The 13637-nt window shown below is 69.9% G+C and carries 10 protein-coding genes; 8 read left to right on the forward strand and 2 right to left on the reverse strand.

Going from position 1 to position 13637, the window contains the following annotated elements; genetic code table 11:
- The first annotated feature begins 32 nt into the window (after window positions 1-32).
- The 4 genes from NCG93_RS14695 to NCG93_RS14710 all read left to right on the forward strand — a co-directional run bounded on the left by NCG93_RS14695 (window position 33) and on the right by NCG93_RS14710 (window position 4958).
- Window positions 33-1268 (forward strand): MFS transporter, encoded by a 1236-nt coding sequence (locus NCG93_RS14695; protein ID WP_194412514.1) that lies wholly within the window; start codon window positions 33-35, stop codon window positions 1266-1268.
- Entirely contained in the window at window positions 1265-2161 is an 897-nt protein-coding gene (locus NCG93_RS14700; RefSeq protein ID WP_194412515.1) for an MBL fold metallo-hydrolase, read from the forward strand. The genes NCG93_RS14695 and NCG93_RS14700 overlap by 4 nt, the downstream gene beginning before the upstream one ends.
- 26 nt (window positions 2162-2187) lie before the next feature.
- Window positions 2188-3279: a fumarylacetoacetate hydrolase family protein gene (locus NCG93_RS14705; RefSeq protein WP_194412516.1), complete on the forward strand. Its 1092-nt coding sequence runs from the start codon at window positions 2188-2190 to the stop codon at window positions 3277-3279.
- Window positions 3280-3470: 191 nt separating this feature from the next.
- Window positions 3471-4958, forward strand: coding sequence for an MFS transporter (locus tag NCG93_RS14710; protein ID WP_194412517.1), 1488 nt, complete (start codon window positions 3471-3473; stop codon window positions 4956-4958).
- A gap of 127 nt (window positions 4959-5085) precedes the next feature.
- Here NCG93_RS14710 and NCG93_RS14715 read toward each other — a convergent pair whose 3' ends face one another.
- Window positions 5086-6318 carry an MFS transporter gene (locus NCG93_RS14715; RefSeq protein ID WP_194412518.1) on the reverse strand — a complete coding sequence of 411 codons (1233 nt, stop codon included), beginning with the start codon at window positions 6316-6318 and terminating at the stop codon, window positions 5086-5088.
- A 152-nt stretch (window positions 6319-6470) separates the two neighbouring features.
- On the reverse strand, window positions 6471-7715 hold the full coding sequence (locus tag NCG93_RS14720; RefSeq protein ID WP_194412519.1) for a glycoside hydrolase family 1 protein: 1245 nt from the start codon (window positions 7713-7715) through the stop codon (window positions 6471-6473).
- Between the two features lie 323 nt (window positions 7716-8038).
- Between NCG93_RS14720 and NCG93_RS14725 the strand changes: the two genes are divergently transcribed.
- From NCG93_RS14725 to NCG93_RS14740, 4 genes are read left to right on the forward strand one after another with little or no spacing between them, the layout of a single operon-like run.
- Window positions 8039-9613, forward strand: a complete 1575-nt coding sequence (locus NCG93_RS14725) for an ABC transporter substrate-binding protein (RefSeq protein ID WP_194412520.1) — start codon at window positions 8039-8041, stop codon at window positions 9611-9613.
- Between the two features lie 56 nt (window positions 9614-9669).
- A complete protein-coding gene (locus NCG93_RS14730; RefSeq protein ID WP_241741569.1) occupies window positions 9670-10611 on the forward strand; it encodes an ABC transporter permease in 942 nt (313 codons plus the stop codon).
- The gene (locus tag NCG93_RS14735; RefSeq protein WP_194412522.1) at window positions 10608-12776 is read left to right on the forward strand and encodes a dipeptide/oligopeptide/nickel ABC transporter permease/ATP-binding protein; all 2169 of its coding nucleotides are present in this window, start codon (window positions 10608-10610) and stop codon (window positions 12774-12776) included. The genes NCG93_RS14730 and NCG93_RS14735 overlap by 4 nt, the downstream gene beginning before the upstream one ends.
- Window positions 12773-13630: an ATP-binding cassette domain-containing protein gene (locus NCG93_RS14740; protein ID WP_194412523.1), complete on the forward strand. Its 858-nt coding sequence runs from the start codon at window positions 12773-12775 to the stop codon at window positions 13628-13630. The genes NCG93_RS14735 and NCG93_RS14740 overlap by 4 nt, the downstream gene beginning before the upstream one ends.
- Window positions 13631-13637: the final 7 nt, after the last annotated feature.

Consider the following 13637-nt stretch of genomic DNA (forward strand, 5'->3'; position numbering starts at 1 on the left):
CCGTCTTCACCGTCGAAGGAAGCACCGCACTCATGGCAGAGACCATCACTTCAGACCACACGGGCACGGCGGCAGCGACCGGCGAATTCCGGCGCGGATGGCCGACGCTCGTCTTCAGCACCATCGGCGCAGCCGTAGGGCTCAGCTCGCTGGGCTACATCCTCGGCACGATGGTCGTGCCGCTGCAGGCGGAGTTCGGGTGGGGCCGAGGTGAGATCAACCTCGCCTCGCTCATGAGCTCGCTGGGCCTCGCCGCGGCCCTTCCGTTCGTGGGCCGATTCCTCGACCGCTTCGGCGTCAAGCGCGTCGCGGTCATCTCCATCCCGCTCTTCGTGCTCATGCTCGTCCTGCTGGGCCTGTTCACCACGAGCCTGCCGACGTTCCTGGTGTTCTACGCGCTCGCGGGCATCCTGGGCGCGGGAACCTCGGCGGTGACCTACTCCAAGGCCGTCGTCGAGAAGTTCGACCGGCGCCGCGGCATCGCGCTCGGCATCGTCGCCGGCGGCCTGGGCGCGGCCGGCCTCTTCCTCCCGCCGCTCATGGGCGTCGTCATCGCCGACAGCGGCTGGCGTGCCGCGTACCTGACGATGGCTCTGCTCGGCGCGCTGCCGTTCGTGCTGGTGTTCTTCGCCCGGCTCAGCGCACCGGCCGCCGTGCAGGCGGTCGATCGCTCGACGCTTCCGGGCCTCACCGTCGCGGCAGCCCTGCGCAACCGGGCGTTCTGGAGCCTCTGCGTCGTCTTCTTCCTGCTCGGCTGGGCGCTGCTGACGATGGTGCCCCACTTCGTCCCGCTGCTCATCGACTCGGGCGTCGACCCCGTGCAGGCCGCGTTCCTGTCCTCGCTGGTCGGGGTGGGTACCGTCATCGCGCGGCCGCTCATCGGCTGGCTCTTCGACCGGTTCTACGCCACGTACGTCGCCGTGCCGCTCTTCCTCGCCGCCGCGCTCGGCTGCCTCCTGCTGCTGTGGGCGGGCCCGAGCGCCGCACCGCTGACCGCGCTGCTCATCGGCATCGGGTTCGGCGCCGAGATCGACCTCATGGGCTTCCTCAGCTCGCGGTACTTCGGCCCCCGCGCGTTCGGCACGCTGTACAGCATCGTCTACAGCGTGTTCATGATCGGCAGCGCCTTCGGTCCCGTCACGGCGGGTTTCGCATACGACGCCACCGGCAGCTACAGCGTGCCGCTCATCACGGCGGCGTCGATGATGGTGGTGGCCACGATCATCCTGCTCACGTTGCCCCGTTTCTCGAAGGAGAGTGCCGCATGACCGACTCACCGCAGCTGCAGCGGCTTGCCGACGGCGTGTGGGCGTACGTCCAGCCGGACGGCGGCTGGATGATCAACAACACGGGGCTGGTGGATGACGCGAGCGGTGCCACGAGCATCGACGTCGCCTCGACCGCCGCCCGGACGCAGGCCTATCTCGACGCCGCGGCGCACGCGGCATCGTCGCCGATCCGCCGGGTGGTGTTCACGCACTCCCACCCCGATCACTGCAACGGCGCGTCGCTGCTGACGGATGCCGAGATCATCGCGCACCGTCGGGTCGCCGACGACCTGCGCGCCCCGCACCGGCTCGCTCCGCACATCTTCGAGCCGTTCGTGCAGGGCGACGTCAGCCCGCGGATCCCGACCGTCGTGTTCGACGACGCCCTGACGATCGCGCCCGAAGGGCGACGGATCGAGGTGCGGCATCCGGGCACCCCCGCCCACACCACGGGCGACTCGTACGTGTGGCTTCCCGAAGAGCGGGTGCTCTTCACCGGCGATCTGGTGTTCCACGGCGGCACGCCGTTCGCGCTCTCCGGGTCGCCTGCCGGCTGGCTGCGCGCCCTCGAGCAGATGGCGGCGCTCGAGCCGGAGACCGTCGTCCCCGGGCACGGGCCGGTCGGCGGACCCGAACTGTTCGCTCCGGTGGCCGACTACCTGCGGTTCCTCATCGACGTCGCCGCCGATGCCCGCGCGCGGGGCCTCTCGCCACTCGAAGCGGCGCGCGGGCTGGATCTCGGCCGCTTCTCGGGGCTCGCTGAGCGCGAGCGGATCGTGGGCAACCTGCACCGCGCCCTCGCCGAGGCGGAGGGCGGCCAGCCCGACATCCCCTCGGCCTGGCAGGACATGTACGAGTACAACGGCGCACGGCCGTTGGAGTGCCACGCCTGACCGGCGGACGGCAGGAGAGGAGCGTCATGAGAATCGCCCGCTGGAGTCATGAGAACATCGTCGGCGAGGGCTTCGTCATCGACGACCGTGTCGTCGCCTTCCCGGAGGGCGCCACCGTCGCGGACATCCTCGCCGGGGGACGGGATGCCGCGCACGCGGCATTCGGGCGCGTCCACGGCGAGGCCGGCACCCCGCTCGACAGTGTGCGGCTGCTTGCGCCGGTGGTCCCGGCATCCGTCCGCGATTTCGTCGCCTTCGAGGAGCACGTCGAGGGTGTGAGCGCCGGAGTGGAAGGCAAGAGCCACGTCGCCGACGAATGGTACGAGGCACCGACGTTCTACTTCACGAACCCGCACACGATCCTGGGTCCCGACGACGTGCTGCAGCCGCCCGTCACCGAGCGCCTGGACTTCGAGCTCGAGGTCGCGGTGGTGATCGGCGCTTCGACAGGCTCAGCGACCGGGGAGCCGGGCTCAGCGACCGGGGAGCCGGGCTCAGCGACCGGGGAGCCGGGCTCAGCGACCGGGGAGCCGGGCTCAGCGACCGGGGAGCCGGGCTCGGCGACCGGCTGGTCGAACCTCACGGTCGAGGACGCGGCATCCGTCATCTTCGGCTACACGATCATGAACGACTGGTCCGCGCGCGACCTGCAGGGTCGCGAGATGAAGGTGCGCCTCGGGCCGGCGAAGGGCAAGGACTTCGGCACCGCCCTCGGCCCGTGGATCGTCACGGCCGATGAGCTGGAGCCCTACCTCGACGCCGACGGGTTCCTCGCGATCCGCGCCGAGGTGTACATCAACGGCGAGCTGACCGGCGAAGACCTGGTGTCGAACGCCGGCTGGCCCTTCCCGGAGTTCGTCGCCTACGCGTCGCGCAACTCGCGGGTCGTGCCCGGCGACGTGCTGGGCAGCGGCACCGTCGGCAACGGCGGATGCCTCGGCGAGCTGTGGGGCCGCAACGGCGGCCTGGTGCCGCCGCCGCTCGCAGAGGGTGACGAGGTGCGCATGGTCGTCGAGGGCATCGGCGAGCTCGTCGGCGTCGTGGGTGCCGCGGTGCCCGCGCCCGTCGTGCCGCCGGCGCGCCCGCGCCCGCGGTTGCGGCGTCGCGAGGAGCAGTGACGCACTGAGGCAGCGACCGTTCCCCGACCCCGGCGACGCGGTCGGTTCGCAGCGCTTTTGTCGGAAAAGCGCTGAAGTGTGCGTAGAATGGATGTGGCGTCGGGGTTCTGCCGAACTCGTTCTCGTCCGTGAAGCTGCGGACGGGGCACACCAGGTCGCGTCGACGGCCCGATCGGTCGGGCACCCCGCGCATGCCACTCTCTCCCGCCAGAACACGGCTCCTCGTCGCCTCCCTGCTCGCCGCCGGCTTCCTCGGCGCGCTCGATCACACCGTCGTCTCGACGTCGCTCGCGACGATCGCCGGTGAGCTCGGCGCCCTCGAGCACATGAGCTGGGTCGTCGTGGGCTACACGCTCGCCAGCACCGTGCTGCTCCCCGTCTTCGGCAAGCTCGGCGACGTCGTCGGCCCGCGTGCCGTCTTCCATACGTCGCTCGTCGCGTTCCTGATCGCATCGCTGTTGTGCGGCTTCGCCACGGACATGACGTGGCTCGTCGTCGCGCGCATGATCCAGGGCGCGAGCTCGGCCGGCGTGCAACTGATGTCGCAGACGATCGTCGCCAAGGTGACCACGCCCCGCGAGCGGCCGAAGTACATGGCCGTGATCGGTGCGGCGTTCCCGATCGCGATCCTGGTGGGCCCGCTGGTCGGAGGACTCATCACCGACTACTGGGGCTGGCCGTGGGTGTTCTGGATCAACGTCCCGGTGGGCGTCGCCGCGCTCGTGCTCGCCCTCATCGCCGTGCCGCACATCGAGGGCGGCGCGCGCGGCCGATTCGACGTGGCGGGTGCCGCGACCTTCAGCGTCGCGCTCGTCGCGGTCGTACTGGCCGTCACCTGGTTCGCCGATCCGGCCGCGCGGATCGCGGCGGTCGGTTCCCTCGTCGTCGCGGTGCTGTCGTTGGCGGCGTTCTTCTTCGTCGAGCGGCGGGCCGCGGAGCCGATCGTGCCGCTGCGGCTCTTCTCCGACCGCACGATCGCGGCGGGAACGGCGCTCTCGGCGATCATCGGCATCGGCCTGTTCTCGATCACGGCGTACCTGCCGACGTACGTCCAGATGGCGTACCGCACCACCGCGACGGTCTCGGGGCTCGTCCCGATCGCGACCGTCTTCGGGATGCTCGTGAGCAACCTGCTGAGCGGTTTCCTCGCGAGCCGCACCGGCCGCTACCGCGTGTACCCCATCCTCGGCACGACGCTCGGCGCCGTCGGCCTGCTGGTAATGGCCGTCCTTCCGGGAGGCATGCCGCTGTGGGTCCCGATGGTCGTCATGGCCGTCGTCGGCCTCGGGACGGGCGCGTTCATGAGCCTCATCGTCGCCGTCGTGCAGAGCGCGGCACCGGCGAGCGACGTCGGGGCGGTCACGGCGAGCGTCAACATCGTCCGTCAGGTCGGCTCCACCGTGACGACCGCGATCATCGGCGGGGTCATCGGCTTCGGCGTGGCCGCACTGCTGCCTTCGGCGATGGATGCCGCGACCCTGACGCCCGCACTGGTGCAGGCCGCGTCGCCCGCGGTCCAGAACGTCGTCGCGGGCATCTACCGCGACGTGTTCGCACCCGTCTTCTTCGCGCTCGCGGCCGTGTATGCGCTCGGCATCATCGCCGCTGTGCTGCTGCCGCAGGGTCGCCTGTCCGACGAGCCCGCGGGTGCGGTCGAGACTCGGCCGGCCATCGCCTGAGGGTGCACCGCGCTGGGCGTGGCCTCCGCTCCCTGCAATCTTCGAGCCGCCACGCCGTCGCCACCGCCTGACGAACGAAAGAGGGAGGGCCGGATCGTCCACGGACGATCCGGCCCTCTCGCGTCGATCAGGCGGCCGGCGCGGGCGCGGGCTGCTGCCGGCGCAGGGCGACGGCGAGGATCACGGCGACGATCGCAGCCGCGATGCCGACGATGCCCACGGCGACGGGAAGGGGCGCGTGGGCGCCCCCCGTGAGCGCGCCCATGAGCAGCGGCGTGACGAACTGCCCGAAGAAGAAGGCGGCGGTCCACCAGCCGGTCGCGCGGCCGCGTTCCTCGAAGCGTGTCCGCGAGACCACCCACGTGACGAGCGTGGGGAGCAGGATGCCGGAGCCGTAGCCCGCGACGATCGCGCCGACAAGGACGCCGGGGAAGCCGCCGAAGATCCACACGATGATCATGCCCGCGGCTTGCAGTCCGAACGCCAGGGGCAGCTGGAGCCGGGTGCCGGCCTTCGCGATCCGCGGGAACGTGAAGGCGCCGGCGGCCGTGGCGAGCGAGGCGATCGCGGCGACCAGGCCGATCGTGGCAGTGTCGTCGGCCGAGACGCCCGTGCCGACGACGAGGTAGCTCACCTCGATCACCATGACATAGAACGTGAAACCGCCGAAGACGGTGACCACGAGCGGCAGGCCGAGGATGCGCCACGGCACCCGTGCCTTCTCGCCGGTGGGCACGTGCAGATCCGTCGAGTCGCCGCGGCCGGGCTCCCACAGCGAGAACACCATGGCTACGGCGATCGGGATCGCGATCGCGTAGATCCAGAACGGGGCATGCCAGCCCGCCGAGCCGACCGCGCCGCCCAGGGCGATGAACACCGTCGCGCCGAGGGTGGTGGCGACGGTCTGCAGGCTGAGGTACCGGTTGCGGCGGTGCTCCTCGTGGAAGTAGTCCACGATGAGCGTCGTGCAGACCGTCATGATGGCCGCCTCGAACAGGCCCACGAAGGCGCGACTGATGAGGATGCCGGTCAGGTTGTCGAGCCACGCCGGCACCGTGCCGGCCACGGCGTAGGCGAACATCGCCACGACGAGCAGGGTCTTGCGACCGGTGCGGTCGATGATCTGCCCCGCGAACGGCGCGAAGATCGCGATCATCAGCGCCGGGATCGCGACGATCATCGGCACCAGCACGTCGGCACCCGGCTGGTCGCCGAAATGCTCCGACAGCTGGGGCAGGACGGGTGTGATGAGGACGGACCCCATCACGGGCATGCAGCTGCCGGCCAGCAGGAGGGTTGCCTGCCAGGCTCCGGCGCGTCGAGAAGTCGTCTGGGCGACCTCGAGGTTGGGCTTCGTCATTGAAATCTCCTTTGACTCCACCTTCATTGAAGGGCGTCGGCGGAGATCAGTGAAGATCTATTCGGTGATCGAGGGCATCGATGGCGTTGATGCCCCACCGAAGGGGCGGTTCGCGGTCCGATGCCGGGGCGCAGGACCGGCACCGGACGCGCTCAGTCCGCAGAGCGGAACCGCTCCACGAGCCGGCGGTACACGTCGGCGCTGGGCTTGGCCGTGCGCTCGAAGGTCTCGCGGTCGACACTGTGCAGGCCGAGCTGGGGGCCGTAGCCGAAGATCCACTCGAAGTTGTCCATCAGCGTCCAGTGGCAGTAGCCGATCACCGGCACGCCGTCGGCGATCGCCTGCGCGAGTCCCCCGAGCGAGGGCTCCAGGAAGGCGGCGCGGATGCTGTCATCCGGCGTGCCGACGCCGTGCTCGCTGACGAGGATCGGAACGCCGGCGACCGAGTAGGCGTATTCGACGGCACCGCGCAGCGAGTCGGGCTCGACGGCGGTGCCCATGCCGTTGAGGTTCGCGCCGGGTTCGGGCGGAAGCTGGCCGTCGGGGCCGTAGACGATGCGCTCGTAGTTCTGGACGCCGACGAAGTCGTCGTCCCGGGCGAGCTCGAGCCAGTGCTCGTACACCTCGGAGCGCTTGCGGTCGCGCATAGCCTCTCCGCCCGGCCCGGCGACGTCGTCGACCATCGCGAGCGAGAGCCCGACGCGCAGGTCGGGGCGACGGGCCTTGATGGCCGCCTTGCCGGCGCGGTGGGCGGATGTCATGCCGGCGCGCATGCCGGCGAAGTCCTCGCGCAGCATCACGTTGCCGGCGCGGTACGTCTCGACGCCGGCCTCCCGCCCGGCGGCCTCGAGCGTCTGACGCTCCAGCTCGGCGACGAATTCGGGGAGGTGGGCCCACGTCAGCATCTCGGGGAGGTCGGGCTCGTTGAAGGTGACGGCGAGGGCGATGCGATCTCCGAAGCGGTCCATGACGACTCCGCAGTACCGGGCGAACAGCTCCGGCGCCTCGGGGTCGAGCCACGCGCCGCGTGCTGCGAACCAGTGGGGCGACGTGAAGTGGTTGAACGTCACGATCGGCGCGAGCCCGCGGGCGCGGCATCCGTCGATCACATCCTCGTAGTGGGCGAGAGCGTCCTGCGAGAACTCACCCTCGGCCGGCTCGATGCGTGCCCACTCGACGGAGAAGCGGTAGGCGTTCAGGCCCAGCCCGGCGACGAGGTCGAGGTCGGACTCCCACAGCTCCCACCCGTTGGTGGCCTTGCCGGAGCGCTCCTGGAAGACGGTGGGCGTCACGTTCTCGAGGAACCAGGTGTCGCTGTGGACGTTGTCGCCCTCGTTCTGATGTCCGGCGGTGGCGACGCCCCAGAGGAAGCCTTCGGGAAAAGTGTCTGCGGTCATGATGCGCCTTTCGGTTCAGCGAGGTGGGCGCGGAGGAACTCCACCGCGATGGATGTCGATTCCTGACCGCTCACTCCGCCTCCTTGCGTCCTGCACGTCCTGGTCGGCCGGTCGGCCTCGGTAAAGTGCTTCGCTCCATGAAAGCATGTTTCACTGAGTTAACGCCACCGCCGGGGTGGACGTTAGGCGCTCGCTAATGCGTCGGCGTCCGAATCCGAATGGCCAAACAGCCCCTCGCGGGTCACTCTGAACACAGGACCGGTTTCCCGACCACGGTCCGCGACAGCGAAGTCCGCACCACCACACCGATCACAGGAGATCCGATGTCCCGATTCATCACAGCACGCGGCGCCGGGGCGGTTGCCGCCGTCGCCGTCACAGCGCTTGCCCTCAGTGCCTGCTCGGGCGGTGGCAGCAGCACGTCGGAGAGCGGCGCGGCCGCCGACACGGCGAAGCTCATCATCGCCACCGACTCGGATCAGGCCGCCTTCGGCTACGACCCCATCCGCTACGGCAGCGGCCAACGCATGTTCTTCGAGGGCATCTACGACTCGCTGTTCGTGCTCGACCAGGAGGGCAAGGTCGTTCCGCAGCTGGTGACGAACTTCGAGTACAGTGAGGACCAGACGCAGCTGACTCTCGATCTCGACACGAGCGCCACCTTCACCGACGGAACCACGCTCAGCGCAGATCTCGTGAAGCAGAACCTCGACTCGCGGGGCGATCCCGACCTCAGCGGCTACTCGGCCTTCGCGACAGGTGGCCAGAACGAGATCACCGACGTCGTCGTCGTGGACGAGGACACGGTCACGCTGCAGTTCGCGGCTCCCAAGCCCGGCTTCGAGTCGAACCTCGTCTCCCCCGCCGGCATGATCGTCGGCCCGACGGGTGCGGCAGATCGGGGCAGCCTCGATTCCGCCCCCGACGGCTCCGGTCCCCTGACGGTGGATTCCGATGCCACCGTCAAGGGCAACTCCTACCTGCTCGTCAAGAAGGAGGACGATCCGGATGCCGACGACTACCCCTTCGACTCCTACGAGTTCAAGCCGATCCTCGACTCTCAGGCGCGCGTGAACGCCGCCATCTCGGGTGAGGTCGACCTTGCGCTCCTCGCCGCCGAAACGCAGCCGCAGGTCGAGTCCGCGGGCGTGGGTCTCGTGACCAACGGCGGAACCGTCCAGAACATCATCGCCTTCGACAAGGCGGGCGCCCTCGGACCCCAGTGGGCCGAACCACTCGTGTACCAGGCGCTGTCCACGGCCATCGACCGCGAGGCGTTCGTCGCCGCCATCCACCCGGGCGAGGTTCCGACGGCGAACGCGCTGCCGGCCGACAGCCCCGGCTATGTTCCCGAGCTGGAAGAGCAGTACGCCTACGACCCCGACGCGGCGAAGGACCTGCTCGCCGAGGCGGGATACCCCGACGGCTTCTCGTTCGACTTCACCATCAGTCAGGGCAGCCAGCGCGACATGGAGGCGCTCCAGCCGTACTGGGAGGCCATCGGGGTGACGATGAACCTCAAGAACGCGGCATCCACCGAGGAGCTGTTCACCGTGGTGCAGACCGAGCCCCTCGGCGGCCCGATCCCGTTCCAGTGGACGAACCCGCTCGGCCCGGTCTACGGCGCGCTGTTCGGATTCGCGAACTTCCACAAGGCGGAGAACCCCGAGATCCAGGCCGCCGCGGGCGCCGTCGGTGCGTCGCTGGGATCCGGTGACGTCGACGCGCAGGCCACCGCACTGCAGGACCTCAACTCCGCGATCGTCGATTCCGGCTGGCTCATCCCGCTCTTCGAGCAGCTCGCCCCGTGGGCGTACGACGAGGCCAAGCTCGCCGAGCCGACCTTCCCCGGCGCAGAGGCGTTCCCGCTCCTGGCGTCGCTCCAGCCCGCGTCCTGATCTGATCCCGGTGCCGGCGGTCACCACCGCCGGCACCGGTTCGCAAGGGAGTGATGATGCTCTTCTTCGTTCTGAAGCGGGTCGCCTGGGCGATCGTGACGCTGTTGATCGCGTCGTGGATCGCCTTCGTGCTCGTGCACGTCTCCGGCTCGACGCCGGGTGGTGTGGCCCTCGGGCAGTCAGCGACTGCCGAGCAGGTGTTCGCCTACAACGAGTCGATCGGCTGGTACGAACCGTGGCTCCAGCAGTACTTCGCGTGGGTGGGACAGGTGCTGCAGGGCAACCTGGGCGTCTCGCTGATCGACGGTCGCCCGATCGGGCCCGACATCGCCAAGCGGCTTCCGGTGACGGCGGCACTCGCGCTGTTCGGGACACTGCTCAGCGCCGTGGTCGGCATCGTCCTCGGCGTCACAGCCGCCGTCCGCGGCGGGGCCGCTGACCGGTTCATCACCGCACTCTCGGGCGTCCTGCTCTCCGTTCCCGCGTTCTGGGTCGGCGTCCTGCTGGTCTTCGTCTTCGCCGTGCAGCTGCGGCTGCTTCCCGCCACCGGGTTCGTCCCCTTCGCCACCGACCCGGCGGCGTGGGCGAAATCCCTCGTGCTGCCCGTCGTGACGATCGCGATCACCTCGGCGGCGGGCATCGCACGCCAGACGCGCGCTTCGATGTCGGAGACGCTCACCCAGGAGCACATGCGCACGCTGCGCGCCATCGGCACGCCCACGACCCGCATCATCTACGTGCATGCGCTGCGCGGGGCGAGCCTGCCGATCATCGCGACCATCGCCATCCAGTTCATCGTCCTGTTCAGCGGCTCGGTCATCATCGAGGTCCTCTTCGCCCTCCCGGGCATCGGGCAGGCGATGCAGGCGGCGGTCGGGTCGGCCGACCTGCCCTTCGTCCAGGCGCTCGTGCTCGTTGCGACTCTGGTCGTCGTTCTCGTCAACCTCGGTCTGGAAGTGCTCAACCGGACTCTCGATCCGAAGCTGCGTGCCTCATGACCGTCTCCACCACCTCCATCGTCCGCCCCCGCCGCACGGAGCGCCGCCTCGGCATCCGCGTCTTCCGCTCGCCTGCAGCCGTGATCTCGCTCGTCTGGCTCATCGGTCTCGTCCTGGCCTCGCTGACCGGACCGCTGTGGCTGCGGTACGGCCCCCTCGAGCAGGATCTGACCGCTGTGCTGCAGGGCCCCTCGCTCGCGCACCTGCTCGGGACGGACGAACTCGGTCGCGACCTGCTGTCGCGCCTGGTCACCGCGGCCGCACCGACGATCTTCACCGCGATCATCGTGCCGATCGTCGCCATCGGCGTCACCGTCCCGATCACATTGTGGGCGGCGCGCAGCCTTCGGGGCGAGGGCGTGGTGAACCGGATCAGCGAGATCGTCCTGTCGCTGCCGGGCACCGTCATCATCCTCGCCTTCATCGCCGCGGTGGGCACGAACATGCCGCTCGTCATGATCGCGTTCGGTCTGCTCCTCTTCGGCGCGATGTACAAGGTGCTCTTCGGCCAGGCGAAGTCGCTGCACAAGCAGCTGTTCGTGGAGGCGGCGGCGGTGGACGGCGTGCGGCCCATGACCGCCAGCATCCGGCACGTCCTGCCGAACATGTCGACGACCGTCATCGTGCAGTTCGTGCTGCTCTTCGGCGTCGGCATCGGGTTCCAGGCGGGCCTGGCGTTCATCGGACTCGGCCCCCAGCCGCCCGAGCCGACCTGGGGCGGGATGATCCAGACCGCGTCGCGGTTCATCTTCCAGCAGCCGTGGATGATGGTGCCCACCGGTGCGATCCTCGCCCTGACGATCATCGCGGCGAACTCTCTGGCCGACGTCCTCGCCGGCGGAACGGCGGTGCCGCCGCCTCTGGTGGCGCTGCGCCGCAAGAAGAGCAAGACGCCCGTGACCCAGATCTCGGCATCCGCTCTCTCCGACGACCTGCCCGCCGAGGAGCGGACCGACGGGGAGGCGCCCGAGGCGTTCGGCATGATGGGGGACGCCTCCATCCCCTCGAGCAACGTCGACCCGATGCGCAGCGCGCACGCGATGCCCGACGTGGTCTCGATCGCCGACATCGGCGATGCCGCAACGCCGCTGGTCGTGGAATCGGCGACGGGGTCGGGCGATCCCGGGCGCGATGGAGCGCCGCCGGTCAAGGGCGAACTGGTCGTGCGAGATCTGGTGATCGGCGTCGAGGGAGGCCCCGCGCTCGTCACCGGTGTGTCGCTGCGGGTGCGTCCCGGATCGGTCATGGGCCTCGTCGGTGAGTCGGGGTGCGGCAAGAGCGTCACGTCGTACGCGCTGCTCGGACTGCTCTCGCCGGGCCTGTCGGTCCGCTCCGGAAGGATCGACTGGAACGGCGCCGACCTGGCCCACGCGTCGGAGAAGACGATGCAGCGCGTGCGCGGCCACGAGATCGCCTTCATCTCGCAGGAGCCCAGTCGGGCCCTCGACCCGATGTTCACGGTGCGCTCGCAGCTGTCGACGGCCGTGAAGCGGCTGCGCGGAGTCAGCGGGCCCGAGGCCAAGCGCATCGCAGGTGAGCTGCTGGGCGACGTCGGCATCAACGATGTGCCACGCGTGCTCAAGAGCTACCCGCACCAGCTCTCCGGGGGCATGGCGCAGCGTGTCGCGATCGCGCTCGCTCTCGCCGGCCGACCCAGCCTTCTCATCGCCGACGAGCCCACGACCGCTCTCGATGTGACGATCCAGGCGGAGATCCTGGACCTGCTGCGCGGGCTCATCGCCGAGCGAGGGATGTCGATCATCCTCGTCACGCATGACCTCGGCGTGGTCGCCGACATCTGCGACGATGTCTCGGTCATGTACGCCGGCGAGATCGTCGAGACCGGCTCGGTGCGCGACGTGCTCGTGCGACCGGAGCATCCCTACACGATGGCGCTGCTGGCGGCCGACCCGCACGCGATCCCCGACCTCGACAGCACCACGAGGCTGGCGTCGATCCCCGGTCAGGTGCCGCTGCCCGGGTCGTGGACGAGTGGATGCCGCTTCGCTCCGCGGTGCCGGTTCGCGAAGGACGAATGCCTCGTGACGGTCCCGCTCGAAGCCCGGGTGGTCGGTCGAGGCGCCGTGCGGTGCGTGCGCCACGACGAGGTGCGAGGTCGCCAGGAGGAGTGGCGGATGCCCGTCGCCACGGGAGGAGAACGATGAGAATCGCTGAGCCCGCGTCGCGGCAGCCGGTGGCCGCACCGCTGCTGGAAGTGCGCAATCTGGTCGTCCGGTACGGCAAGAAGGGAGCCGCCGCGGTCGACGACGTGTCGTTCACCATCGCGCGGGGCGAGACGCTCGGGCTGGTCGGCGAGTCGGGGTCCGGCAAGACCACCATCGGCCGCGCCATCCTGGGTCTGCAGCCGGTCACGAGCGGGGAGATCTGGTTCGACGGGAAGAACATCACCCGGGCGAGCGTGGCCGAGCGTCGTTCCCTGCAGGGTGATCTGCGGGCGGTGTTCCAGGACCCGTACTCATCGCTGAATCCCCGACGCCCGATCGGCGAAGCGCTGGCGGAGCCGCTTCGAGTGGCCGGCGTGCCCCGCGCCGAGCGCAGCCTGCGCGCCGATGAGGCGCTGGCGGCGGTCGGGCTCCCGCTGGGGTCGGGCGCCCGCTATCCCCGCCAGTTCTCGGGCGGCCAGCGGCAGCGCATCGCGATCGCGCGGGCGCTGGTGACGGATCCGCGGCTCGTGGTCTGCGACGAGGCGGTGAGCGCACTCGACTTGTCCACGCAGGCCCAGGTGCTGAACCTGCTGGCCGAACTGCGGACGGGCGCCGACCTCGGCTACCTCTTCATCGCCCACGACATGGCGGTCGTGGAGTTCCTCGCCCAGCGCGTCGTCGTGCTCAACCGCGGGCGGATCGTCGAGCAGGGAACCACAGCCGAGGTCCTGCAGAACCCGCAGAACCACTACACCCGGGTGCTCATGGCGGCGTCTCCCGTCCCCGACCCCGACGAGCAGGCTCGTCGCCGTGAGGCGTGGCAGGCGCTGAAGGCGACGGCTCCCGCGGCCTGACCCCAGA

The sequence above is a fragment of the Microbacterium yannicii genome (assembly GCF_024055635.1).
Lineage (GTDB): Bacteria > Actinomycetota > Actinomycetes > Actinomycetales > Microbacteriaceae > Microbacterium > Microbacterium yannicii.